20 protein-coding genes are annotated in these 23,857 nt (G+C 71.0%); 9 read left to right on the top strand and 11 right to left on the bottom strand.

What is annotated here, in order from left to right; genetic code table 11:
* The first annotated feature begins 167 nt into the window (after window positions 1-167).
* The 3 genes from HUT19_RS09215 to HUT19_RS09205 all read left to right on the top strand — a co-directional run bounded on the left by HUT19_RS09215 (window position 168) and on the right by HUT19_RS09205 (window position 2,015).
* A complete protein-coding gene (locus HUT19_RS09215; RefSeq protein WP_176186682.1) occupies window positions 168-1,298 on the top strand; it encodes a glycerate kinase in 1,131 nt (376 codons plus the stop codon).
* A gap of 79 nt (window positions 1,299-1,377) precedes the next feature.
* Window positions 1,378-1,635: a hypothetical protein gene (locus HUT19_RS09210; RefSeq protein WP_176186680.1), complete on the top strand. Its 258-nt coding sequence runs from the start codon at window positions 1,378-1,380 to the stop codon at window positions 1,633-1,635.
* Entirely contained in the window at window positions 1,632-2,015 is a 384-nt protein-coding gene (locus tag HUT19_RS09205) for a hypothetical protein (protein WP_176179988.1), read from the top strand. Before HUT19_RS09210 ends, HUT19_RS09205 begins: the two co-directional genes overlap by 4 nt.
* 89 nt (window positions 2,016-2,104) lie before the next feature.
* On the opposite strand, the gene pssA is transcribed toward HUT19_RS09205, so the two are convergent.
* The 9 genes from pssA to HUT19_RS09160 all read right to left on the bottom strand — a co-directional run bounded on the left by pssA (window position 2,105) and on the right by HUT19_RS09160 (window position 12,946).
* The gene (pssA, locus tag HUT19_RS09200) at window positions 2,105-2,965 is read right to left on the bottom strand and encodes a CDP-diacylglycerol--serine O-phosphatidyltransferase (RefSeq protein ID WP_176179987.1); all 861 of its coding nucleotides are present in this window, start codon (window positions 2,963-2,965) and stop codon (window positions 2,105-2,107) included.
* Complete coding sequence (locus HUT19_RS09195; protein WP_176179986.1) at window positions 2,952-3,599, bottom strand: phosphatidylserine decarboxylase; 648 nt, start codon at window positions 3,597-3,599, stop codon at window positions 2,952-2,954. The genes pssA and HUT19_RS09195 overlap by 14 nt, the downstream gene beginning before the upstream one ends.
* Window positions 3,600-3,769: 170 nt before the next feature.
* The gene (locus HUT19_RS09190; protein ID WP_176179985.1) at window positions 3,770-4,975 is read right to left on the bottom strand and encodes an acyl-CoA dehydrogenase family protein; all 1,206 of its coding nucleotides are present in this window, start codon (window positions 4,973-4,975) and stop codon (window positions 3,770-3,772) included.
* A gap of 1 nt (window position 4,976) precedes the next feature.
* Window positions 4,977-5,483 (bottom strand): MaoC family dehydratase, encoded by a 507-nt coding sequence (locus HUT19_RS09185; protein ID WP_176186678.1) that lies wholly within the window; start codon window positions 5,481-5,483, stop codon window positions 4,977-4,979.
* A gap of 2 nt (window positions 5,484-5,485) precedes the next feature.
* Window positions 5,486-6,463 (bottom strand): CoA ester lyase, encoded by a 978-nt coding sequence (locus HUT19_RS09180; protein ID WP_176179984.1) that lies wholly within the window; start codon window positions 6,461-6,463, stop codon window positions 5,486-5,488.
* On the bottom strand, window positions 6,460-8,478 hold the full coding sequence (locus HUT19_RS09175; protein ID WP_176179983.1) for a protein meaA: 2,019 nt from the start codon (window positions 8,476-8,478) through the stop codon (window positions 6,460-6,462). Before HUT19_RS09175 ends, HUT19_RS09180 begins: the two co-directional genes overlap by 4 nt.
* On the bottom strand, window positions 8,478-9,815 hold the full coding sequence (ccrA, locus tag HUT19_RS09170; RefSeq protein ID WP_176179982.1) for a crotonyl-CoA carboxylase/reductase: 1,338 nt from the start codon (window positions 9,813-9,815) through the stop codon (window positions 8,478-8,480). The genes HUT19_RS09175 and ccrA overlap by 1 nt, the downstream gene beginning before the upstream one ends.
* Window positions 9,816-10,200: 385 nt before the next feature.
* Window positions 10,201-11,022 (bottom strand): TetR family transcriptional regulator, encoded by an 822-nt coding sequence (locus tag HUT19_RS09165; RefSeq protein ID WP_176179981.1) that lies wholly within the window; start codon window positions 11,020-11,022, stop codon window positions 10,201-10,203.
* Window positions 11,023-11,107: 85 nt separating this feature from the next.
* Window positions 11,108-12,946: a 3-hydroxyacyl-CoA dehydrogenase family protein gene (locus tag HUT19_RS09160; protein WP_176179980.1), complete on the bottom strand. Its 1,839-nt coding sequence runs from the start codon at window positions 12,944-12,946 to the stop codon at window positions 11,108-11,110.
* 371 nt (window positions 12,947-13,317) lie between these two features.
* Between HUT19_RS09160 and HUT19_RS09155 the strand changes: the two genes are divergently transcribed.
* Complete coding sequence (locus HUT19_RS09155) at window positions 13,318-13,959, top strand: HEAT repeat domain-containing protein (RefSeq protein WP_176179979.1); 642 nt, start codon at window positions 13,318-13,320, stop codon at window positions 13,957-13,959.
* A 119-nt stretch (window positions 13,960-14,078) separates the two neighbouring features.
* Here the strand turns inward: HUT19_RS09155 and HUT19_RS09150 are convergent, their stop codons facing one another.
* Window positions 14,079-14,615, bottom strand: coding sequence for a GNAT family N-acetyltransferase (locus HUT19_RS09150; protein WP_176179978.1), 537 nt, complete (start codon window positions 14,613-14,615; stop codon window positions 14,079-14,081).
* Window positions 14,616-14,674: 59 nt separating this feature from the next.
* Here HUT19_RS09150 and HUT19_RS09145 point away from each other — a divergent pair, with 59 nt between their 5' ends.
* Complete coding sequence (locus HUT19_RS09145) at window positions 14,675-15,319, top strand: SDR family NAD(P)-dependent oxidoreductase (RefSeq protein ID WP_176179977.1); 645 nt, start codon at window positions 14,675-14,677, stop codon at window positions 15,317-15,319.
* Window positions 15,320-15,369: 50 nt separating this feature from the next.
* On the top strand, window positions 15,370-16,590 hold the full coding sequence (locus HUT19_RS09140) for an RNA-guided endonuclease TnpB family protein (protein ID WP_176179976.1): 1,221 nt from the start codon (window positions 15,370-15,372) through the stop codon (window positions 16,588-16,590).
* Between the two features lie 34 nt (window positions 16,591-16,624).
* On the opposite strand, the gene HUT19_RS09135 is transcribed toward HUT19_RS09140, so the two are convergent.
* Window positions 16,625-17,656, bottom strand: a complete 1,032-nt coding sequence (locus HUT19_RS09135; protein ID WP_176179975.1) for an Rv2578c family radical SAM protein — start codon at window positions 17,654-17,656, stop codon at window positions 16,625-16,627.
* Window positions 17,657-17,826: 170 nt separating this feature from the next.
* Here HUT19_RS09135 and HUT19_RS09130 point away from each other — a divergent pair, with 170 nt between their 5' ends.
* From HUT19_RS09130 to HUT19_RS09120, 3 genes are all read left to right on the top strand, one after another.
* Complete coding sequence (locus HUT19_RS09130) at window positions 17,827-18,282, top strand: SRPBCC family protein (RefSeq protein WP_176179974.1); 456 nt, start codon at window positions 17,827-17,829, stop codon at window positions 18,280-18,282.
* A gap of 377 nt (window positions 18,283-18,659) precedes the next feature.
* Window positions 18,660-21,035, top strand: a complete 2,376-nt coding sequence (locus tag HUT19_RS09125) for an MFS transporter (RefSeq protein ID WP_254886137.1) — start codon at window positions 18,660-18,662, stop codon at window positions 21,033-21,035.
* 224 nt (window positions 21,036-21,259) lie between these two features.
* Window positions 21,260-23,800: a SpoIIE family protein phosphatase gene (locus HUT19_RS09120; RefSeq protein WP_176179973.1), complete on the top strand. Its 2,541-nt coding sequence runs from the start codon at window positions 21,260-21,262 to the stop codon at window positions 23,798-23,800.
* Window positions 23,801-23,857 lie beyond the last annotated feature (57 nt).

The following is a 23,857-nucleotide window of genomic DNA, read 5'->3' as shown; positions in this document are numbered from 1 at the left end:
CGGGAAAGCGGTGGTGGGCAAGGGGCTTGGCGGCGGATAGGGTCGCAGCGGTGCGACTGCCTGTTCGGAAGCAAGGGGTTACCAAGGTGACGGACGAGGAAAAGGCAGAGCCGACGAACACGAAGACGAAGACGTGGGCCGAGGGACAGGCGACCCGGCCGACCCGTGTGCTCATCGCCGCGGACAAGTTCAAGGGCTCGCTCACCGCCGTGCAGGTCGCCGAGCGTGTGACGGCCGGGCTGCGCCGGGGCACGGCGGACGGCGCCGAGCCGGAGATCGTGGCGCTGCCGGTCGCCGACGGCGGTGACGGCACGGTGGACGCGGCGGTCGCGGCCGGATTCGAACGGCGCGAGGTGGTGGTCACCGGGCCGCTGGGCGCCCCGGTGACGGCGGCGTACGCACTGCGCGGGGCCACGGCCGTGGTGGAGATGGCCGAGGCCTCCGGGCTGCGGCACCTCCCGGCCGGGAAGTTCGCACCGCTGACCGCGACCACCTACGGCAGCGGTGAGCTGCTGCGCGCGGCCCTGGATGCGGGGGCGCACCGAATCGTCTTCGGCGTCGGCGGCAGCGCCACCACCGACGGCGGCGCGGGCATGCTCAGCGCGCTGGGTGCGCGGCTGCTGGACGCCGACGGCACGCCCGTCGCCCCGGGCGGCGGTCCGCTGCGCGAGCTGGCCACGGCGGACCTCACGGGCCTCGACCCCCGGCTGGCGGACACCGCGATCGTGTTGGCCGGCGACGTCGACAATCCGCTGACCGGGCCGAAGGGCGCGGCGGCGGTCTACGGTCCGCAGAAGGGCGCGGGCGCGGAGGATGTCGAGGCGCTGGACGCGGCGCTGGCGCACTACGTACGGGTGCTGGAGCGCGCGGTCGGCTCCCGGGCCGCCGACTGCGCCCAGGCGCCCGGCGCGGGCGCGGCGGGCGGTATCGGCTTCGGCGCCCTCCTGGGCCTGGGCGCCACCTTCCGCCCCGGTATCGACGTCATGCTGGACGTGCTCGGCTTCGCGGCGGCGCTGGAGGGCACCGACCTGGTGATCACGGGCGAGGGCTCGCTCGACGAGCAGACCCTGCACGGCAAGGCCCCGGCGGGCGTGGCCACGGCGGCCCGGGCGCGCGGCATCGAGGTCGTGGCCGTCTGCGGCCGCCTCGCCCTCCCCCCGTCGGCCCTGGGCAGCGCGGGCATCCGCCGCGCCTACCCCCTGACCGACCTGGAGCCCGACCCCGCCCGCTGCATCGCCCAGGCGGGCCCCCTCCTGGAACGGGCGGCGGCGCGCCTGGCGGCGGACTTCCTGGTCTGACGTCAGCGTTCCGGCGGAATGGGGTACGGGTACGGGGACGTACCCGTACCCTGGCGTCATGAGTGGAGGGAGCCTCACCATGTCCGACGCGAACATCCGTATCCCCGCCGAGGCGAGAGACCGGCTGGCCGAGATAGCGGCCGCGGAGGGGCTTTCGCTGCGGGCCTACCTCGCCCGCCTGGCCGAGACCGCGCTGACCCCCGCCGAGCGTGCCGAGCGTGCGGAGAAGGCTCGTTCCGTGTTGCGGGAGTGGAACGGGTACGACCCCACCGAGGCCGAGGTGGCCGACCTGGACGCCGAACTGGACCGGCGGCTGGCCGAGGCGGCCCCCCGGTGACCGATGCGATGCACATCGTGCTGGACGACACGGCCATGGTGGCCGCCGGACGCGGCAATATCCTGCTTTCCCGCCTGATCCACCGAGCGCACGCCGAAGCGGACTGGTTCCTTTACGCCCCGGCCTGTGCCCTCGTGGAGGCCGACCGCAGCCGCCCCGGGACGGCTGAGCACATCGCCGCCCTGCCCAGCCTGACGGTTCTCGACCTGGACCTGCCTGCCGCCCTTTCGGTGGCGCGCGACACTGCCGGATGGGCGATGGCCCACGCCGCCTACGTGGCCCAGCCGAACCCCGAGCGCCCGGATGGGGCGAGGGTCGCGACGGCTGCGGCGGACGAGTGGAAGGGACGGCCGGTGCGCATCCTCGACGTGGGGCCGTAGCGTGGGATGACCCAAACGCGGTGGGGCCCGAGCGGGAAGCTCGGGCCCCACGGCGTTCCGTCCAGGCATGGCGGGCGGCATGGCGGCCGCTACGGGGCCTCCGCCGCCCTGGCCTCGCGGCGGTTGTCGCGGAAGGCGTTGACCCGGCGGGCGGTGGCGAAGAGCGGGATCACCGCGCCCATGACCACCTGGAGGGCACAGGCCGACTGGAGCAGCAGCTCGCCGCCGGGGGCCTCGAAGGCCCAGGCCGCCAGGAGGGCCATGCTGGTGACGATCCAGCCGAGCATGGCCACCGCGAGGCGGCCGCGCGGCTTGGGGTACTCCACCCGGCTCACCATCAGCCAGGCGACGCCGATGATCGCCAGCAGGGTCGGGACGAAGGGCAGGCCCAGCAGGACCACCGAGACGACCGTCAGCGCGCCGAAGGGACTCGGCATGCCCTGGAAGACTCCGTCACGCAGCGTGACGCAGGAGAATCTGGCCAGCCGTAGCACCACCGCCAGCAGCACCACGATGGCGGCCACCGCCGACACCCGCTGATGCGCGCCGTCGGAGACCATGCCCCAGACCAGTACGAAGTACGCCGGGGCGAGACCGAAGCTGATCAGGTCCGAGAGGTTGTCCAGCTCCGCGCCCATCGCCGAGCTGCGCAGCTTGCGCGCGACGAGCCCGTCGAAGAGGTCGAAGACGGACGCCAGCAGCATCAGCATCACGGCCGAGGCGGCGCTGTGCCGCGTCATGCCGCCGTCCTCGCTGCCCGTGAGATGCGGGATGAGGACACCGGTGGTGGTGAAGTACACCGCCAGGAAGCCGCAGGTGGCGTTGCCGAGGGTGAGGGTGTCGGCTATCGACAGTCGCGTCGACAGCGGCATGTCGTCCGTCTCGTCGACATCGTCCACCTCGGCCTCCGGAACCCAGGAAGCCTGTGTATCGGGATCAATCACGGTCAAGGCGAGTCACCCCCGCGGTGGTGGCCTGGCCGACCTCGACCGCGACATCGACACCCTCGGGGAGGTAGATGTCCACGCGCGAGCCGAAGCGGATGAGACCGATCCGCTCACCCTGTTCGACCTTCGTGCCCTGGGGCACGTACGGGACGATACGCCGGGCGACCGCACCGGCGATCTGGACCATCTCGATGTCGCCGAGCTCGGTGTCGAAGTGCCACACCACCCGCTCGTTGTTCTCGCTCTCCTTGTTGAAGGCGGGAACGAAGCCACCGGGGATGTGCTCGACCGAGGTCACCGTGCCGGCGAGCGGGGCGCGGTTGACGTGGACATTGAGCGGACTCATGAAGATCGCGACGCGGGTGCGTCCGTCCTTCCAGGGCATGATGCTCTGCACCACACCGTCGGCGGGGGAGATCACCCGGCCCTGGGTGATCTCTCTCTCCGGGTCGCGGAAGAACCACAGCATGCCCGCCGCGAGCGCGGTGGCGGGCACGGCGGCCGCCGCCCAGCGACCGGAGCGGCGGGCGCGAGTGAGACTGACCGCCGCGGTGGCGACGGTCGGGAGGAGCCACGGCGACGCTCCGCGCGCGAGGCGGACGCGACCGCGTTGTGCAGAGGAATGGCTGTGGGGCATGGATGACCTTCGTAGCGGAGGATGCCGCGACGCAAGACTGGGGACGGCGGCTTTCCGGGGATGGTATCGGTTTCGAGCGGTAACTGGGCAAGCGCCGGGGCCTGTCGATGGCCGAAGACCCCTGGCGCGGTGTGACCTTCTTCTCTCGGATACCACCCCAAAAGGGACATTCAGCCTTGGGTACGGTATTCCTCCAGAAGTCGTCGTCCAATAATCATTTTCTGGATCTCAGCGGTGCCTTCGCCGATGAGAAGCATCGGTGCCTCACGGTACAGGCGCTCGATCTCGTATTCCTTGGAGAAGCCGTAGCCGCCATGGATGCGGAAGGCGTCCTCCACGACCTCTTTGCAGTACTCCGATGCCAGGTACTTCGCCATTCCTGCCTCGAGGTCGTTGCGTGCGCCCGCGTCCTTCTTGCGGGCCGCATTGACCATCATCGCATGGGCCGCCTCGACCTTTGTTCCCATTTCGGCCAGTTTGAACTGGATCGCCTGGTGCTGGGCGATCGCCTTGCCGAAGGTGTGCCGCTCCTGTGCGTATGCAACGCCCAGCTCGAATGCGCGCTGTGCGACGCCGCAGCCACGAGCGGCCACATTGACCCGGCCGACCTCGACTCCGTCCATCATTTGGTAAAAACCGCGGTTGGGGGAGCCGCCGAGGACCCGATCGGCCGGAATGCGCAGTCCGTCCATGATCAGCTCGGTGGTGTCGACGCCCTTGTAGCCCATCTTCTCGATCTTGCCGGGGATGGTCAGGCCCGGCCTGACCTCACCGAAGCCCGGCTCCTTCTCGACCAGGAAGGTGGTCATGGACTTGTGCGGGGCGGCGCCCTCCTCGGCCCCCTCGGGGGTCCGGCACAACACCGCCACCAGCGTGGAGCTGCCGCCGTTGGTCAGCCACATCTTCTGGCCGCCCAGGACGTAGTCGTCGCCGTCCCGCACCGCCTTGCTGGAGATCGCGGACACATCCGAGCCCAGCCCCGGTTCCGACATCGAGAAGGCGCCCCTGATCTCGCCCAGCGCCATCTTGGGCAGGAAGTAGTCCTTCTGCTCCTGGGTGCCGTGCTGCTTGAGCATGTACGCCACGATGAAGTGGGTGTTGATGATGCCGGACACACTCATCCAGCCGCGTGCGATCTCCTCCACGCACAGTGCGTAGGTGAGCAGTGACTCACCCAGACCGCCGTATTCCTCCGGGATCATCAGCCCGAAGATGCCGAGTTCCTTCAGGCCCTCGACGATCGCGGTCGGGTACTCGTCGCGGTGCTCCAGCTCGGTGGCGACCGGCAGGATCTCCTTGTCGACAAAATCCCTGACCGTGGAGAGGATCTCCCGCTGGATGTCGGTCAGGCCCTCGGTCTGCGCGAGTCGGCTCATGTCACTGCTCTCCCAGCTCCGGGCGGCCCGGCTGCTCGCCGCCGCGCTCCTTGATGTACGTGGCGGTCGGCACCATCACCTTGCGGCGGAAGACACAGACGAGGGTGCCGTCCTGCTTGTAGCCCTTGGTCTCCACGTGCACGATGCCCCGGTCGGTCTTGGACTTCGACGGGGTCTTGTCCAGGACCGCGGTCTCGCCGTAGATCGTGTCGCCGTGGAAGGTCGGCGCGACGTGCTTCAGCGACTCGATCTCCAGGTTGGCGATGGCCTTCCCGGAGACATCGGGCACCGACATGCCCAGCAGGAGCGAGTAGATGTAGTTCCCGACCACCACGTTCTTGCCGAAGTCCGTCGTCTTCTCGGCGTAGTTGCTGTCCATGTGCAGCGGGTGGTGGTTCATGGTGAGCAGACAGAAGAGGTGGTCGTCGTACTCGGTGACCGTCTTCCCGGGCCAGTGCTTGTAGACCGCCCCGACCTCGAACTCCTCGTAGGTGCGCCCGAACTGCATGCTCACGCCTCCGGGATCTCGAACGTGCTGGTGCGCTGCATACCGGCGGCGCGGCCCTTGCCGGAGATGACCAGGGCCATCTTGCGGCTGGCCTCGTCGATCATCTCGTCGCCGAGCATCGCCGAGCCCTTCTTGCCGCCCGCCTCGGACGTGTAGTAGTCGTACGCGTCCAGGATCAGCTCGGCGTGGTCGTAGTCCTCCTGGGAGGGCGAGAAGACCTCGTTGGCCGCCTCCACCTGACCCGGGTGGAGCACCCACTTGCCGTCGAAGCCCAGCGCCGCGGCGCGGCCGGCCACCTCGCGGTAGCCGTCCACGTTCTTGATCTGCAGATACGGGCCGTCGATCGCCTGGAGGTTGTTGGCGCGGGCGGCCATCAGGATCTTCATCAGGATGTAGTGGTACGCGTCCGCCGGGTAGCCGGGCGGCTGCTCGCCCACGACCAGCGACTTCATATTGATGGAGGCCATGAAGTCGGCCGGGCCGAAGATGATCGTCTCCACCCGCGGGGAGGCCTGCGCGATCTCGTTGACGTTGTTCAGGCCCTGCGCGTTCTCGATCTGCGCCTCGATGCCGATCCGGCCGAGCTCGAAGCCCATCGTCTTCTCGATCTGGGTCAGCAGCAGGTCCAGCGCCACCACCTGCTGGGCGTCCTGCACCTTCGGCAGCATGATGCAGTCGAGGTTCGGGCCCGCGCCCTCGACGACGGTGACGACGTCGCGGTACGTCCACTCGGTCGTCCAGTCGTTGACGCGCACGACCCGCGTCTTGCCGGTCCAGTCGCCCTCATTGAGGAACTTCACGATGGTGTGCCGCGCGTCGGGCTTGGCCAGCGGGGCGCAGGCGTCCTCCAGATCCAGGAAGACCTGGTCGGCCGGGAGCCCCTGCGCCTTCTCCAGGAAGCGCGGGTTGCTGCCCGGCACGGCCAGGCAGGAGCGGCGCGGACGCAGCCGGTTGGGCGCGGTGCCCTCGGGGGCGGTCATACGGGAACCTCCAGAGCGGGAAGTGTGTTCGCGGTACGGATCTCATCGACGATACGGCCGATGATCTCCGTGATACCGAAGTCCTTGGGGGTGAAAACGGCGGCGACACCCGCCGCGCGCAGTGCCGCGGCGTCCGCGGCCGGGATGATGCCTCCGACGATGACGGGAATGTCCTGGGCGCCCGCGCCGCGCAGCCGCTCCAGTACGTCCGGCACCAGCTCGGCGTGCGAGCCGGACAGGATCGAAAGACCCACGCAGTGCACGTCCTCGGCGACGGCCGCCGAGACGATCTGCTCAGGGGTCAGCCTGATCCCCTGGTAGACCACCTCGAACCCGGCGTCCCGGGCCCGTACCGCGATCTGCTCGGCGCCGTTGCTGTGGCCGTCCAGACCGGGCTTGCCGACCAGCAGCCGCAGCCGCCCGCCGCCCAGGTCGGCCGCGGTCTTGTCGACCTTCTCGCGGACGGAGGCGAGCAGGGAACCCGCCTCCGCCGCGACCGCGAGTGGCGCGCCTCCCACCCCCGTGGGGGCGCGGAACTCGCCGAAAACATCGCGCAGTGCCCAGGCCCATTCGCCCGTGGTGACGCCGGCACGGGCGCATTCGAGGGTGGCCGCCATCAGGTTCTCGGTGCCCGCGGCCGCCTTCCGCAGGGCCGAGAGCGCCTCTTCCGCCCGGGCGGTGTCGCGCTGCTCACGCCAGGTGTGCAGGGCCGAGACCACCCGTGCCTCGTTGGCCGGGTCCACCGTCATGATGGCGGTGTCCAGATCGGCGGTGAGCGGATTGGGCTCGGTGCCCTCGTAGCAGTTGACGCCGACGATCTTCTCTTCGCCGGCCTCGATCCGCGCCCGGCGCTCCGCGTGCGAGGCCACCAGCTGTGCCTTGAGATAGCCGGACTCCACGGCGGACATCGCCCCGCCCATCTCCTGGATCCGCTCGATCTCGGCCTCGGTCTCCTCGACCAGCGCGGCGACCTTGGCCTCGATCACATGGGAACCGGCGAAGATGTCGTCGTACTCCAGCAGATCGCTCTCATGGGCGAGCACCTGCTGGATGCGCAGCGACCACTGCTGGTCCCAGGGGCGGGGCAGTCCCAGTGCCTCGTTCCAGGCGGGGAGCTGGACCGCGCGGGCGCGGGCGTCCTTGGAGAGGGTCACGGCCAGCATCTCCAGCACGATGCGCTGGACGTTGTTCTCCGGCTGTGCCTCGGTCAGCCCGAGCGAGTTGACCTGGACGCCGTAGCGGAACCGGCGCTGCTTGGGATTCTCGATCCCGTACCGCTCACGGGTGATGCGGTCCCAGATGCGGCCGAAGGCGCGCATCTTGCACATCTCCTCGATGAACCGGACGCCCGCGTTCACGAAGAAGGAGATGCGGGCGACCACATCGCCCTTGCGGTCCTCGGGGACCTGTCCGGAGTCGAACACCGCGTCCAGCACCGCGATCGCCGTCGACATCGCGTACGCGATCTCCTGGACCGGGGTGGCCCCGGCCTCCTGGAGGTGGTAGCTGCAGATGTTGATCGGGTTCCACTTGGGGATGTGGTTGACCGTGTACGCGATCATGTCGGTGGTCAGCCGCAGGCTGGGCCCCGGCGGGAAGACATGCGTCCCGCGCGACAGGTACTCCTTGACGATGTCGTTCTGGGTCGTCCCCTGGAGCTTGGAGACGTCGGCGCCGTGCTCCTCGGCGACCACCTGGTACAGCGCCAGCAGCCACATCGCCGTCGCGTTGATGGTCATCGAGGTGTTCATCTGTTCCAGCGGGATGTCCTGGAACAGCCGCCGCATGTCCCCCAGATGGGAGACCGGGACCCCGACCCGGCCCACCTCGCCGCGGGCGAGGATGTGGTCGGGGTCGTAGCCGGTCTGGGTCGGCAGGTCGAAGGCGACCGAGAGACCGGTCTGGCCCTTGGCCAGATTGCGCCGGTACAGCTCATTGGACGCCTCGGCCGTGGAGTGACCGGCGTACGTCCGCATCAGCCACGGGCGGTCCCGTTCGCGAGGTGAGCCGCTCATCAGATGTTCCGGAAGCGGTTGATGGCGTCGATGTGCTGGGCCCGCATCTCCGGGTCGCGCACGCCCATGCCCTCCTCGGGCGCGAGGGCGAGCACGCCGACCTTGCCCTGGTGGAGGTTGCGGTGCACGTCGTACGCGGCCTGGCCGGTCTCGTCGAGCCGGTAGGTCTTGGAGAGGGTGGGGTGGATCTTGCCCTTGGCGATCAGGCGGTTGGCCTCCCACGCCTCGCGGTAGTTGGCGAAGTGCGAGCCGACGATGCGCTTCAGCGACATCCACAGATAGCGGTTGTCGTACTCGTGCATGTAGCCCGACGTGGAGGCGCAGGTGGTGATGGTGCCGCCCTTGCGGGTGACGTAGACGCTGGCGCCGAACGTCTCGCGGCCGGGGTGTTCGAAGACGATGTCGATGTCCTCGCCACCGGTGAATTCGCGGATCCGCTTGCCGAACCGCTTCCACTCGCGCGGGTCCTGGGTGCGCTCGTCCTTCCAGAACTTGTAGTCCTCGGCGTTGCGGTCGATGATCGCCTCGGCGCCCATCTTCCGGCAGATCTCCGCCTTCTGCGGCGAGGAGACGACACAGATCGGGTTGGCGCCACCGGCCAGCGCGAACTGCGTGGCGTAGGAGCCGAGTCCACCGCTGGCGCCCCAGATCAGGACGTTGTCGCCCTGCTTCATCCCGGCGCCGTTGCGGGAGACCAGCTGCCGGTAGGCGGTGGAGTTGACCAGGCCCGGCGCGGCCGCCTCCTCCCAGCTGAGGTGCCCGGGCTTGGGCATCAGCTGGTTCGACTTGACCAGGGCGATCTCGGCGAGGCCGCCGAAGTTGGTCTCGAAGCCCCAGATGCGCTGCTCGGGGTCGAGCATGGTGTCGCTGTGGCCGTCGGCGCTCTCCAGCTCCACCGACAGGCAGTGGGCCACGACCTCGTCGCCCGGCTTCCAGGCGTTGACCCCGGGGCCGGTGCGCAGCACGACGCCCGCGAGGTCGGAGCCGATCACGTGGTAGGGCAGGTCATGCCGCTTGGCGAGGGGGGAGAGCTTGCCGTACCGCTCCAGGAAGGCGAAGGTCGACAGCGGCTCGAAGATGGAGGTCCACACCGAGTTGTAGTTGACCGAACTGGCCATCACGGCGACGAGGGCCTCACCGGGGCCGAGTTCCGGCACCGGCACCTCGTCCACGTGCAGCGACTTGCGGGGGTCCTTCTCCTTGGTGGCGAGGCCGGCGAACATATCGGCCTCGTCCTTGCGCACGGTCACCGCGCGGTACGACTCGGGGATACGCAGTGCGGCGAAGTCCTCGGGTGCTGTGTCCGACGCCAGGATCGCGTCAAGTATCTCGTTCATCGGTGCCTCCGGCGAAGCGTCGCATGGGGACGCTTGAGGGAACGCTGGGCTCGTGACGGGTGATGCTGCTGCTGTGCCGTCGGTTCGGCGGAGGTGCTGCTCGATGGGGCGCGGGTAGCGCCGGGAACGCCTGGTGACGCAGGCGCTGTCCGGACGCGCAAAGCGTTTTGCGGGGACAGCCGACGCGCGAGGTGTGCAGCGCGCCGGCCGTCCGGACACCTTCACCGTATGGCACGCTGTGCCACCTCGCAAGACACTGCGTGCCAACAATTTCTCTCAGTTGTCATCCGCGGTGCACGCATGAGCAACAACGGCCGACCCGAGGGGCGGCCGTTGCTGGTGGTGTTCGGTTGTGTTCGTTCGGTGAGGGAACCGAGGTCGGCGCTCAGCGCTTCAGGGCTCGTTCGATGGTCCGCATGACCTCGTTCAGCGGTGCGTCGGTGCGCGCCACCATCACCACCACGTCTTCCTCCTCCTGCGCCGTCACGGCCGCCGGCTGGTGCCCCGGGGCGGGTCGTCCGGCGCCGATGCCGGAGCCGAAGGTCTCCCGGACGATCGCGAAGGCGTGGTCGAGCTGGGTCTCCACATCGCCCTCGCCGCCCGCCCGCAGCCAGCGCCGCAGGACGTGGTTGTGCGCCGTGACCACCGCCGAGGCGGCCACCTCGGCCAGCAGCGGGTCGTCGTTGCCGTCGTGGTGGGCACCCTCGTCGAAATGGCCCAGCAGATAGCGGGTGAACAGCCGCTCGTAGCGGGCCACCGAGGCGATCTCCCGCTCCCGCAGCGCCGGTACCTCACGGGTCAGCCGATAGCGCTCCACGGAGACCGCGGGGGAGGCCGCGTACATCCGCATGACCTCCTTGATCCCCCGGCACACCGTGTCCAGCGGGTGCTCGTGCGGCGGGGCGGCGTCCAGCACGGCCTCGGCGCGCACCAGCGTGTCGTCGTGGTCCGGGAAGATCGCCTCTTCCTTGGAGCGGAAGTGGCGGAAGAAGGTACGCCGGGCCACCCCCGCCCGGGCCGCGATCTCGTCGACCGTCGTCGCCTCGTACCCCTGCGTCGCGAACAACTCCATCGCCGCCGCGGCCAGTTTGCGGCGCATGGTCAGACGCTGGGCGGCCGCGCGGCGGCTTCCCGCGCTCTCACCGCCGTCGGAGGAGTGCGACGAGTTCACGCGCTTGCTACGAGCGGCCTTCACGGGCTGGGACATGTGGGGAACGTAACACGCTTGTGAGTGCCGGTGCGGGGGCGGACCGACAGAGGGCTCCAGCAGTCCGCCCCACCCCGGGTCGTACTCAGCGCCTCGCATACTCGCGGAAGCCGCGCCCGGTCTTGCGCCCCAGGCAGCCCGCCGCGACCAGATGCTCCAGCAGCGGCGCCGGGGCCAGGCCCGGGTCGCGGAACTCGCGGTGCAGCACCTTCTCGATCGCCAGCGAGACATCGAGGCCGACGACGTCGAGCAGCTCGAAGGGGCCCATCGGATAGCCGCCGCCCAGCTTCATCGCGGCGTCGATGTCATCGGGGGTGGCGTAGTGCTCCTGGACCATCTTCACGGCGTTGTTGAGGTACGGGAACAGCAGGGCGTTGACGATGAAACCGGCCCGGTCGCCGCAGTCCACCGGATGCTTGCGCACCGCCTTGCAGACCGCGTGCGCGGTCGCCCGGACATCGTCCGCCGTCAGGACCGTACGCACCACCTCGACCAGCTTCATCGCGGGCGCCGGGTTGAAGAAGTGCAGACCGATCACGTCCTGCGGACGCGAGGTGACCCGGGCGCAGGCGATCACCGGCAGCGAGGAGGTGGTCGTGGCCAGCACCGCGCCGGGCTTGCAGACCTTGTCCAGCACCCGGAACAGCTCCTGCTTGACGTCCAGGTCCTCGGCGACCGCCTCCACGGCCAGATCCACGTCGGCGAAGGCGTCGAGCGAGTCGGCCGGGGTGATCCTGGCCAGCGCGCCGTCCCGGGCCTCCTGGGTCATCCGCCCCTTGGTGACCGACCGGTCCAGGGACTTGGCGATACGGGCCTTCGCCGTGTCCGCCTTCGCCTGGGTACGGGCGGCCAGCACCACATCGAGCCCCGCCTTCGCGAAGACCTCGGCGATACCGCCGGCCATCGTGCCCGAGCCCGCGACGCCCACGGCACGCACCGGGCGCGCCCCGTCCGCGGCGTGCTCCTCGTTCGCCGTCGCCCCGTCCGGGACCACGGTGCCGCTGCCCGGCGCCTCGTAGGTGTAGAAGCCGCGGCCCGCCTTGCGGCCGGTCAGCCCGGCCTCGGAGAGCTGCCCCAGGATGGGCGCGGGCGCGTTCAGCCGGTCGCCGGAGGCCGCGTACATCGCCTCCAGGACGGTCCGGGCGGTGTCGATGCCGATCAGGTCCAGCAGCTCCAGCGGGCCCATCGGCAGCCCGCAGCCGAGCTTCATCGCCGCGTCGATGTCCTCCCGCGCCGCGTACTTGGCCTCGTACATCGCGGCGGCCTGGTTGAGATAGCCGAACAGCAGCCCGTCGGCGACGAAGCCGGGCCGGTCGCCGAGCGCCACCGGCTCCTTGCCCAGATCGCGGGCGAGTTCGGTGACCGCCGTGACGGCCGCGGGCGCGGTCAGCACGCTGGAGACGATCTCGACCAGCTTCATGGCGGGCGCCGGGTTGAAGAAGTGCAGGCCCAGGACCCGCTCCGGGCGGGCGGATTCGGCGGCCAGCCGGGTCACCGACAGCGCGTTGGTGCCGGTCGCCAGGATGGTGCTCGGGCTGACGACGGTGTCCAGCTCGGTGAAGACCTCGTGCTTGATGCCGTAGTCCTCGGGCACGACCTCGATCACCAGCTCCGCGTCGGCCGCGGTCCGCAGATCGGTGGAGACCCGGAACCGGGACAGGACGCCGGTCCGCTCCTCTTCGCTGATCCGGCCGCGCTCGACCGCGCGGGACGTGGCGACCTCCAGTGCGGTCACCGCCCGTTGGCAGGCGCGCTCGCTGATGTCGATGCCGATCACCTCGCGCCCCGCACGGGCCAGGATCTCGGCGATGCCGGTGCCCATCGTGCCGAGACCGACGACGGCGACAGTAGTGAGCGGGGCCGCGGAGGGGGAGAGATCAGAGGAGGGAGTAGAGCTGACGCCGGTGTGTGGGAGACGGTCCATCGCGGACTCCAGAGGGTGTTCCCCGTAAAAGGGGATGAAGTGACGACTGAGGGGAGCTGGTGGTCATGCCGCTGATGCGCTGGGGTCTGACGCGAATGACACACAACTCAGACGGAAGGGCTTGCACGCTCCCTGGCGGACAGCGCCGCACGGAGGAAACTGCCCGTGGGAGATACGCGGCGGGCCCTGTCCCGGGGCCATGCCGTACTGCGGGTACTGCCGAACCGACGTCACACACGGCGGCTGCGTCACCAGGCCGCCTGAGCAGGGGTGCTGCTCGTGTCGTCATAGTAACTCGCGGGTAACCAAGACGCCAGAGCACAGAGCGAGCCGTCGCGGTGGCGCGGCTCACCGGGGAGGGGAGACCTCGCATGGACGATGAATTCCGGACGCTGACCGAGCGGGTACGGGCCTCGCTCACCACACCGCAGGAGGCCGCGGCCCACGCCTCGCTGCTCTCGCTGGTACGCAAGGGCACCCCCACCGCCCGCGAACAGCTGGCCCGCATCCTGGTCGCGCCGGAGCAGCCGCTGTGGGCGCGGGAGACCGCGGCCTTCGTACTCGGCAGCGCGGGCGACCGCCGGGCCTTCGAAACCCTCGTCCTGCTGCTCAACTACCGCGAGCCCGCCCGCTGTGCGACGGCCGCCCGGGTACTGGCCCGCCTCGGCGATCCGCGCACCGCCCGCGCCGCCGCCGCGCTGGCCACCAACCCGCTGCGCACCGCCTACTCCCTGCACCCGATCCGGCTGCTGGTCGAGCTGCGCGCCCCCGAGTCCGTCCCCGCCCTGGTCGCCGCCCTGGAGCGGCAGTTGGCCGCCCGGGACCGGCACTGGCCGATCGCCCGGGCCTGTGTGGAGGGGCTGGGCGCGATCGGCGACGAGCGGGCCGTCCCGGCCCTGACCGCCGCGGGCAAGTACATACGGCTCAGCGCGGCGGCGGCCGCGGCGCTGGCCCGGATCAGCGGGGGCGGCGGCGGACCGTCCGGTGCGCCGGACAAGGCGCACGCGCGGTGACCGCGGGGCGCCGGCCGGGCCGTGCGCGCCGCCCGCGGTGCCCGGGGTGCTTGCGCCGCCCGCGGTGCCCGCGGTGCCTGACCCGAGACGCGCCGCTGCCGCGCGGGGTCCGGCGGCCCTCAGCCGGTCGCCGGGTCCAGCCGCCGCGTGTAGCGCACCTCGGGTACGGACACCCCGGCCACCTCGTACGCCTCCGCGCCGCCGTCCGGCGCGAACCCGGCCCGCTCGTAGAAGTGGCGGGCGCGCTCGTTGTCCCGCAGCACCCACAGCCGCAGCCGCGGAAAGCCCCGCTCGGTGACCCGCTCCAGGGACTCGTCGAGCAGGGCGCGGCCGATGCCCGTGCCCAGCAGCGCGGGGCGTACGTAGAGCGCGTACAACTCGGCGTCGCCGGTGGGCACATCGCGGTCCCGGTACGGGCCGAAGCAGGCCCAGCCCACCACTTCGCCGTCGTCCGCCTCCGCCACGAGGTTGACCACGTCGCCCACACCCCGTGAGAAGAACTCCCGCCGCCGCTCGGCGTCCGCCTCGACGCTCATGCCGTCCAGATACGACTGCGGCATCAGCCCCGCGTACGCCTCCTGCCACCCGCGCACCCGCACCGCCGCCACCGCGTCGATATCCGTTTCGGTCATCTCCCGTACCAGCACCCCGTCCATGCGTCCCACCGTAGGCGGCTTGACCTTGTCACTGGCGGCAGGGTCACAGGATCGACACCATGAACTCCGCACAGAGCACAGGGCGGCCGGACCGGGTCGCCGTGGTCACCGGGGCGGGCACCGGCATCGGCCGGGCCACCGCCCGCACCCTCGCCGTGGAGGGCACGGACGTCGTGGCCGTCGGACGGCGGCCCGAACCGCTCGCCCGCACCGCCGAGGGCCATCCGCGCGTCCACCCGCTGCCCGCCGACATCACCGCCGCCGGGTCCGCCGAGGACATCGTCCGGTACACCCTGGAGACCCACGGCCGGCTGGACGTCCTGGTCAACAACGCCGCCGTGGTCCGCAGCGCACCGCTCGGCGCCATCGTCCGTGAACCGGTCACCGCCCAGCTGGAGACCAACCTCGTCGCGCCCGTCCTGCTCACCCAGGCGGCCCTCGGCCCCCTGGAGGAGAGCGGCGGCGTGATCGTCAACATCAGCACCTCCATCGGCCAGCGCGGCTGGCCGGGCAGTTCGGTCTACGCGGCCACCAAGTCCGCGCTGGAGACGCTCACCCGCAGCTGGGCGGTGGAACTGGCGCCGCGCGGGGTGCGGGTGGTGTGTGTGGCGCCCGGGGCGATCGAGACCCCGATCGCGGAGCACTCGGGGCTCTCCCCCGAGCAGCGCGCCCGCAGCGGCTTGAGCGGTCACCCGTTCGAGTAGGTCTGCCGGTATACGGAGTGGAACACACACCATGACGCTACGTTGACGGCATGCCGACGCCAGGAGAAGCCGACGGGGCCGGGTACGTCCGGTACACGTACCGGCTTCGCGTGTCGTCGGCCTCTCGTACGGTGCTGCTGGCGGAGTGGGGTCGGTGCCGTTGGATCTGGAACGAATGTGTCGCCAAGTCCAAGGCCACTCACCTGCACAACAAGGCCACGGGTGAGAAGCGGACGTGTGGACCGGCGCAGCTGGACAAGATGCTGACCCGGGCGCGGGAGTGTACGCCGTGGCTGCGGGAGGGTTCCAGTGTTCCGCAGCAGCAGGTGATCCGGGATTTCGGCAGGTCCCGTGCCAAGGCGCACAAGGACATCCGGGAACGCTTGCCTGGGCGGCAGCGGGCCGGTATGCCGAAGTGGAAGAAGAAGCACGAGGCCTTGCCGACGCTGAACTACACCCGGCGCGGGTTCCGGCTGAGGGACGGCCGCCTGTACCTGGCGGGTGGGATCGTGCTGACGGTGGTGTGGTCGCGGGATCTGCCCGCCGAACCTTCTTCGGTGCGGGTGTACCAGGACAGTATCGGGCACTGGTATTGCTCGTTCGTGGTCCCCGCAAAGGTGCGGCCGCTGCCGGAAACCGGCCGGGTGCTCGGTGTGGACTGGGGCGTGAAGCAGACCGCGACCACCACCTCCAACGCCCACGACCTTCCGCACGCCCAGCACGGCCGCAGGGCCCAGGCCAAGCTGACCCGGTACGACCGGATGATGGCCCGCCGCAGACCGAAGAAGGGACAGGCCGCCTCGAAGGGCTACCGCGAGGCGAAGAAGTGGCGGGCGAAGACCTACGCGAAGATCGCCCGGCAGCGGCAGGACACCGGGCGCAAGTGGGCGAAGAAGGTCGTGACCGACTACGACGTCATCGCCGTCGAGGACTTCCAGCCGAAGTTCCTCGCCAAGTCCTCCATGGCGCGCAAGGCGGCGGACGCCGCGATCGGCGCCACGAAGAAGGCCCTGGTCGAGATGGGCCGCAAACACCGGCGGGACATCCGTTTCGTGCACCCCGCGCACACCACCATGGACTGCGCATCGTGCGGAGCGAGAACCAAGCACGCACTGCCGCTGTCCGAGCGCATCTACACCTGCACCGCGTGCGGAGCCGTCTCCCCCAGAGACGAGAACTCCGCCCGTGTGATGCTCCACCGGGCAGGTCTGAACCCGGCTGGTGCCGAGGGCGTAAGACCTCCGGGAGCGCTGCTCCCGGAGGCAGCCTGAGCCAGGAATCCCCTTCCGTCAGGGAAGGGAGCAGTCAAAGCAGGGACAGCTGGGCCGGTTCCGGGGGAGCGGGGTGGTCGGGCTCGGGCGCGCGGAGATTGCGGTGCGCGCCCGGTTCCCAGGGGCCGATGCCGTACTCGGCGGCCAGGTCGTGGACCATCCCGGTGATCCGCCGCTGATACCACTTCGGGGCGTAGGCGCCGCCCTCGTACAGCGCGTCGTACCGGCGCAGCAGCCGCGGGTGGTGCTCGGTGAGCCAGGCGGTGAACCACTCGCGGGCGCCCGGCCGCAGATGCAGCACCAGCGGGGTCACCGAGGTCGCCCCGGCCTCCGCGATGGCCCGTACGGTGGCGCGCAACTGCTCGGGGGAATCGCCGAGGAACGGGATCACCGGCGCCATCAGCACGCCGCACGGGATGCCGTGGGAGGACAGGGTGCGCACCACGTCCAGCCGCCGCTCGGGGGAGGGGGTGCCGGGCTCGACGGTGCGCCACAGCTCGCGGTCGGTGAAGCCCACCGAGACCGAGACCCCGATGTCGGTGACCCGCGAGGCCCGGCGCAGCAGCTCCAGATCGCGCAGGATCAGTGTGCCCTTGGTGAGGATCGAGAACGGGTTGGCGCGCTCGGCCAGGGCCGAGAGGATGCCGGGCATCAGCTGATAGCGGCCCTCGGCGCGCTGGTAGCAGTCCACGTTCGTGCCCATGGCGATGTGCTGGCCGTGCCACCGGGGGGAGGCCAGCTCCCGGCGGAGCAGCTCCGGGGCGTTGACCTTCACCACGATCTGGGAGTCGAAGCCCAGCCCGGTGTCCAGGTCGAGGTAGCTGTGGGTCTTGCGCGCGAAGCAGTAGACGCAGGCGTGGGTGCAGCCGCGGTACGGGTTCACCGTCCACTCGAAGGGCATCCGGGAGGCGCCCGGCACCCGGTTGACGATCGAGCGGGCGCGGATCTCGTGGAAGGTGATTCCTCGGAACTCAGGGGTGTCGACCGTGCGAGTGGTCACCGCCTCCGCCGCGAACAGGGCCGGAGCGGCTGCTTCCGTGTCCTTGGTCAGGTTGTCCCAGCGCATGGCACGCACCTCCGGGTCTCGCTCGTACCACAATAGAACACATGTTTCATTCAGTTCCGTCAACCCTGGATTTGGGTGGCCGCCGCGGAGGTGGTTGGCTTGCCGCTGCCAGGGGCGCCGCGGTCAGCCGGGCGCCGCACCGGTTCACGGTCGAACACGGAGGAAGAGCAATGGGGCAGGTCGAGGCCACCACGGAGCGGATCGTCGCGGGCAAGCCCGAGGATGTGTTCGACGCACTCGCCGACTACCGCGAGACCCGCCCCCGGCTGCTTCCGCACCACTTCAGCGAGTACGAGGTGCGTGAGGGCGGCGACGGGGAGGGCACCGTCGTCCACTGGAAGCTCCAGGCCACCAGCAAGCGGGTGCGCGACTGTCTGCTGGAGGTCTCCGAGCCCACCGACGGGCAGCTGGTGGAGAAGGACCGCAACTCCTCGATGGTGACCACCTGGACGGTGACCCCGGCGGGCGAGGGGCGTTCCCGGGTCGTGGTCACCTCGGTCTGGAACGGGGCGGGCGGTATCGGCGGCTTCTTCGAGCGGACCTTCGCCCCCAAGGGCCTCGGCCGCATCTATGACGAGCTGCTGGAGAAGCTGGCGGCGGAGGTCGCCGCGCAGGGCTCCGAGTAACACCCCCTTTCCGGCCGGACCGCGGCCGGTCCGTCCCGTCAGGGGGGCGGCTGCCGCGGTCACCGGTTCGGGTGGTTTCCCCTTTGGTGCGGCATAACCTCCGCACGCACTCTCACCGGGGAGAACATCCCCGTATCCCCTTCGTCGGCGATTCGTCGTGGTTTGCCGGTAGTGACGCGTAATGCGAGAAATGGGCGGCGGCGCAGGCGTGACGAGGGGAGCAGGACGTGGGCCAGACCACCGCGACCACCTTGGCGAAAGGGGCGGACGGGGCCGGGGAGGCCGAGGGGCACGGGCTCGCGGGCCCTCCCGATTCCGTCTCCGTCACCGTCTCCGTGCCCGCCCCGGTCCCCGAGGCGGACGGCCCGCCGCACCCCGTGGCCGAGGGCGCCGCGGTGGTCCCACTCAGCCCGGCCCGGATCCGGACGGTCTTCTTCGGGCTGATGCTGGCGCTGCTGCTCGCGGCGCTCGACCAGACCATCGTGGCCACCGCCCTCCCCGAGGTGGTCGGTGAACTGCACGGCCTGGACAAGATGTCCTGGACCGTCACCTCCTACCTCCTCGCCGTCACCGTCGTGCTGCCGCTCTACGGCAAACTGGGCGATCTCATCGGGCGCAAGAGCGTCTTCATCTTCGCGATCGTCGTCTTCATCGCCGGGTCCGCGCTGGCGGGCTGGTCGCGCACGATGGAGGAACTGATCCTCTTCCGCGCGGTCCAGGGCGTGGGCGCGGGCGGACTGATGATCGGCGTGCAGGCGATCATGGCCGATATCGTGCCGCCGCGGGAACGCGGGCGCTACATGGGGCTCATCGGCGCCGCGTTCGGCCTCGCCTCGGTGGCCGGACCGCTGCTCGGCGGCTTCTTCACCGACCATGCCTCCTGGCGCTGGTGCTTCTACGTCAACGTCCCCTTCGGCCTGGTCACGCTCGGCGTCGTGGCCATGGTCCTCCGGGTGCCCGAAGCCCCCCGCCGGGCCCGCTTCGACTTCTTCGGCGCGCTGTTCCTGTCGGTGTTCTCCACCTGCGCGGTGCTGCTGACGAGTTGGGGCGGTACGGAGTACGCCTGGGGCGACCGCGTCATCATCGGGCTCGCGCTCGGCGCGCTCGGCTCGGTGGTCCTCTTCGTCGTCGTGGAGTGCATCGCCCCCGAACCGATCATCCCCATGCGGCTGTTCCGCGATTCGGTCTTCTGCGTCAGCGGGCTGATCGGCGCGGTCATCGGGGTGGCCCTGTTCGGCGCCGCCAGCTATCTGCCCACCTTCCTCCAGATGGTCGACGGGGTCTCGGCCACCGAGTCCGGTCTGCTGATGGTGCCCATGATGGGCGGCATGGTGCTGGCCTCGATCCTCTCCGGCCAGCTCATCAGCGCCACCGGGCGCTACAAGGTCTTCCCCGTCCTCGGGGGTCTGGTCTCGGTGGGCGGCATGTGGCTGCTCTCCCGGCTGGACGAGGACACCTCCCGGCAGGACTACAGCCTGTGGATGGCCGTCCTCGGACTCGGCATCGGGCTGGTGCTGCCGGTACTGGTGCTCGCCGTCCAGAACTCCGTACCCGCCGCCGACCTCGGCTCCGCCACCAGCGCCAACAACTACTTCCGGCAGATCGGCGGCAGTGTCGGCGCGGCCGTCTTCGGCACGCTCTTCGCCAACCGCCTCGCCGACCGGCTCGCGGTCGAACTGCCCCCCGGGGCGGCGTCCGGCCGGGGCGGGGACGGCGCCGGTCTGCCCGACGCCGACTCGGTCACCCCGCAGATGGTGCACGCCCTGCCGGGTCCCCTCCGCGACGGGTACATCGCGGCCTACGCCCACGCCATGCCGCGGATCTTCCTCTATCTCGTGCCGGTGCTCGTCCTGGGCTTCCTGCTCGCCTTCCTGCTGAAGGAGAAACCTCTGGTGTCCCACACCGACTTTGCCGTCCAGCCAGACCCCGTCGTACCGGCGGCGCGCACCGGCACGGCGCCGCGGCACGCCGCCGCCTCCGGGCCGCCGCCGACCGCGGGCGTCCCGGTCTGCGGCACCGTCCAGCACCACGACGGCACGACGGTTCCGCGGGCGGCGCTCACCCTCATCGACGTGGGGGGCCGTCAGATCGGGCGCGGTGCGAGCGGCGAGGACGGCCGGTACGCGCTGAGCACACCGGGCAGCGGTTCGTACGTCCTGATCGCGGCGGCCGGAGGGCACCAGCCCCGGGCGGTCAGCGTCACCGTCGGCGAGCGCCCCGTCGAGCTGGACGTGGTCCTCGGCGGCGCGGGGCGGCTCGCCGGGGCCGTGCTCACCGCGGACGGCACCCCGGTGCGGGAGGCTACGGTGACGCTGACCGACGTCCGCGGCGAGGTGGTCGCCTCCACCCGCAGCGGACGCGAAGGCGGCTATGTGATGGCCGAGTTGGTGGCGGGGGAGTACACCCTCGCCGCGAGCGCCCCCGCGTTCCGCCCCGCGGCCCTGCCGGTCACGCTGCAGGCCGCGCGGGAGACCCGGCAGGACATCGAGCTGGCGGGCGGCGCGGTGCTGCGCGGTGTGGTCCGCGCGGGCGGCGACCGCCCCGTGGAGGACGCGCGGGTCACGCTGCTGGACGCGGCGGGCAATGTCGTCGACACGGCCACGACCGGCACCGACGGCGCCTTCCGCTTCATCGACCTGTCGGCGGGTGAGTACACGGTGATCGCCGCGGGCTATCCGCCGGTGGCGACCGTGCTCCAGGTGGCGGGCGGTGGCCGGACCGAACGCGATCTCCAGCTGGGCCACGAGGACTGACGGCCCTTCACCGCCGCCGGGAGGCGCCCCGAACGGATCGCCTCCCGGCGGCGTCCGCGTTCCCGGGCGGCTCCGGCTTCCTCGTTCCGGGGCGCGGCACCGGGCGGTTGGTGGCGGTTCCGAGCACATGACACCTATTCGGGTATTGCCCCACCCGGGCGCCCATGGCGGTCGTACCGTGGGTAGCGGTGTCGGAGATCTTGCGTGCGAAGGAGCTTGCGCCGATGGAGCATGGCACGTCGCACGGCGACGACGGACCGGCCGGCGCGCCCGCGGCGCCGGAGGGGCGTGGCGCCGGGCCGGGGCGGATCCCGCTCGCGGTGGTCGTGGTGGACGCCGAGGGGCTGGTCACCCACTGGAGTTCGGGGGCGCGCAGGCTCTTCGGGCGCACCCGTGACGAGGCCGTCGGCCGCCCCGCCGGGGACCTGATGCCGGTCTCGGGCGCGCTGCGCGCCGCGGACCTCCCCGGTGACCGCCACGGTCTCGAGGATTCGCTGTACGGGCCGGTCCGCTATCCGACCGCGGGCCGCGCCCGGGTGGCGGATCCGGTGCGGCACCGGGCCGATGTGCTGTGGTGGGCGTATCCACTGGCGGGGGCGGGACCGGAGCGGCTGCTGGTGCTGGCAGCGGACGCCGCCGCGCTCGGCGGGGAGGCGGCCGGTTCCGGCGGCGAGGCGGCGGGTTCCGGTGGGGACGCGGCCGGTTCCGGCGGGGACGCGGCGGGGGAGCGGGAGCGGTTCACCCCCGGCTTCGCGCTGCACACCGAGTTCCCGGGCGCCGAGCGGCTGGCGGGGCGGCTGCCGGACATCCTGCCCAATATGGGCCCGGCCGCCGTCGGCCGGATCGTCTCCCAGGTCCTCGAACTCGGCTATCCCGTACTGGAGATCAGCCACCACGAGCGGGTCCCGGTCACCCCGGACTGGGGCATGCCCCGCTACCGCGAGCGCCGGGCGCGCCAGGAGGCGGCCCGGCGGCGCGTGGAGCTGTCGGACGGCGCACGGCCCCATCCGCACACCCTCGTTGACTCCCTCACGCCCGGTGTGCCCGCCGCGGCTGCCGAACTCGACGAGATCGACCTCGAACACGCCGCCGTCCGCGAGCGGTTGGAGTTCCTCAACGAGGTCAGTGGCCGGATCGGCAGCTCCCTGGATCTCTCCCGCACCATCCGCGAGGTCACCAGCGCCGCCGTCCCCCGTTTCGCGGACTTCGCGGGGACCCATCTGCGCGCCCAGGTGCTCGCGGGCGAGGGCTTCCCCGACGGCCCGCCGGACGTCACCACCGTCTGGCACCGCGTCTGGGTGGAGCACAACGACGAACCGGGCCGCTGGGACGACACCGTGCCGGTCGGCGAGAGCATCGCCTTCCCCGAACACACCCCGTTCTTCCAGTGCATGGTCACCGGCGAACCGGTGCTGATCCCGCACCTCAGCGAGGAAATCGGGGACCGGATCGCCGGGCAGTTCGAGAAGCGCGATCTGCGGCCGCTGATCAACGGCCGGTCGGTGCTGATCGTGCCGCTCAAGGCGCGCAATGTGGTGCTGGGCTTCATGGTGCTGCTGCGCCGCCCCGGGCGTGAGCTGTTCGACGACATGGACCGCACCACCGGCGCCGAACTCGCCGCCCGCGCCGGGCTCGTCCTGGACAACGCCCGGATGTACACCTTCCAGGAGAACGTCGCCGAGACCCTCCAGGAGAGCATGCTGCCGCAGGTGACCCCGCGGATGGCGGGCTGCGACACCGCCACCCGCTATCTGCCCGGCACCCGGCTCGGCCGGGTCGGCGGCGACTGGTTCGACAGCATCAAGCTGCCCGGTTCGCGCACCGCGCTGGTGGTGGGCGACGTCATGGGACACGGGCTGAACGCGGCCGCGATGATGGGGCAGTTGCGCACCGCCGTGCAGACCATGGCCGCCCTCGACCTGCCGCCCGCCCAGCTGCTGCGCCACCTCGACGACCTGGCGCAGCGGCTCGGCGAGCACTACCTCGCCACCTGTCTGTACGCCGTCTACGACCCGATCCGCTCCGAACTGCTGATCGCCAACGCCGGTCATGTCCCGCCGGTGCTGGTGCGCGCCCAGGACGGCCGCAGCGAACTGCTGGGGCTGCCGACCGGGGCGCCCATAGGAGTCGGCGGCGTGCCGTTCGAGGCGGCGCGGGTCAAGGTGGCGCCCGGCGACCGGCTGGTGCTGTGCACCGACGGGCTGGTCGAGGTGCGCGGCCAGGACATCGGCGCCGGGCTCGCGGCGCTGTGCGAATCCGCCGCGCATCCTGCGGCGTCCATGGACGACGCCTGCGACACCATCATCCGCGCCCTCAACCCCCGTGACGGCCGCAAGGACGACGTGGCGCTGCTGATGGCCCGGCTGAACGGCATCCCCGCCGACGATGTCGCCCAGTGGCGGCTGGCGCTGGACCCCCAGGAGGTCGGGCGGGCGCGCCGGCTGGTCCGGGAGCGGCTGGACCGGTGGGGGCTCAGTTCGGCCGCCGGGACGGCCGAACTGCTGGTGAGCGAGGCGGTGACCAACGCGATACGGCACGCGCACACCCACCATGTGGTGCTGCGTCTGGTGCGCACCGAGGCTCTGCTGTGCGAGGTGTCGGACGACGACCACGAACTGCCCACGCTGCTGAGCGCGGGCCGCGAGGACACGTTCGGCCGGGGCCTGCGGGTGATCAGCGCGCTGGCCCGGGAGTGGGGCACCAGCCGTTCCGGGCGGGGCAAGACCGTGTGGTTCGAGCAGGCACTGCCGCGCCCGGCGGGGTGAGGGTTCGAACATGGGGTGAAGGATTCCGGGGGAGCGGGCCGTCGTGCGCCGGAGCAC

It is taken from the genome of Streptomyces sp. NA02950, from assembly GCF_013364155.1.
Taxonomy (GTDB): Bacteria; Actinomycetota; Actinomycetes; order Streptomycetales; family Streptomycetaceae; genus Streptomyces.
The sequence above is the reverse complement of the archived record's forward strand: the minus strand, read 5'-3'. Positions and strand labels throughout refer to the sequence as shown.

What these genes read in the sequence shown, in the direction of transcription:
- HUT19_RS09155 (WP_176179979.1), top strand. Translation starts at nt 13,318, where the DNA reads ATGGACGATGAATTCCGGACGCTGACCGAGCGGGTACGGGCCTCGCTC.
- HUT19_RS09120 (WP_176179973.1), top strand. Translation starts at nt 21,260, where the DNA reads ATGGAGCATGGCACGTCGCACGGCGACGACGGACCGGCCGGCGCGCCC.
- HUT19_RS09190 (WP_176179985.1), bottom strand. Translation starts at nt 4,975, where the DNA reads ATGAGCCGACTCGCGCAGACCGAGGGCCTGACCGACATCCAGCGGGAG.
- HUT19_RS09135 (WP_176179975.1), bottom strand. Translation starts at nt 17,656, where the DNA reads ATGCGCTGGGACAACCTGACCAAGGACACGGAAGCAGCCGCTCCGGCC.
- HUT19_RS09145 (WP_176179977.1), top strand. Translation starts at nt 14,675, where the DNA reads ATGAACTCCGCACAGAGCACAGGGCGGCCGGACCGGGTCGCCGTGGTC.
- HUT19_RS09185 (WP_176186678.1), bottom strand. Translation starts at nt 5,483, where the DNA reads ATGCAGTTCGGGCGCACCTACGAGGAGTTCGAGGTCGGGGCGGTCTAC.
- HUT19_RS09165 (WP_176179981.1), bottom strand. Translation starts at nt 11,022, where the DNA reads ATGTCCCAGCCCGTGAAGGCCGCTCGTAGCAAGCGCGTGAACTCGTCG.
- HUT19_RS09130 (WP_176179974.1), top strand. Translation starts at nt 17,827, where the DNA reads ATGGGGCAGGTCGAGGCCACCACGGAGCGGATCGTCGCGGGCAAGCCC.
- HUT19_RS09210 (WP_176186680.1), top strand. Translation starts at nt 1,378, where the DNA reads ATGTCCGACGCGAACATCCGTATCCCCGCCGAGGCGAGAGACCGGCTG.
- ccrA (WP_176179982.1), bottom strand. Translation starts at nt 9,815, where the DNA reads ATGAACGAGATACTTGACGCGATCCTGGCGTCGGACACAGCACCCGAG.
- HUT19_RS09160 (WP_176179980.1), bottom strand. Translation starts at nt 12,946, where the DNA reads ATGGACCGTCTCCCACACACCGGCGTCAGCTCTACTCCCTCCTCTGAT.
- HUT19_RS09140 (WP_176179976.1), top strand. Translation starts at nt 15,370, where the DNA reads ATGCCGACGCCAGGAGAAGCCGACGGGGCCGGGTACGTCCGGTACACG.
- HUT19_RS09195 (WP_176179986.1), bottom strand. Translation starts at nt 3,599, where the DNA reads ATGCCCCACAGCCATTCCTCTGCACAACGCGGTCGCGTCCGCCTCGCG.
- HUT19_RS09175 (WP_176179983.1), bottom strand. Translation starts at nt 8,478, where the DNA reads ATGAGCGGCTCACCTCGCGAACGGGACCGCCCGTGGCTGATGCGGACG.
- HUT19_RS09150 (WP_176179978.1), bottom strand. Translation starts at nt 14,615, where the DNA reads ATGGACGGGGTGCTGGTACGGGAGATGACCGAAACGGATATCGACGCG.
- HUT19_RS09180 (WP_176179984.1), bottom strand. Translation starts at nt 6,463, where the DNA reads ATGACCGCCCCCGAGGGCACCGCGCCCAACCGGCTGCGTCCGCGCCGC.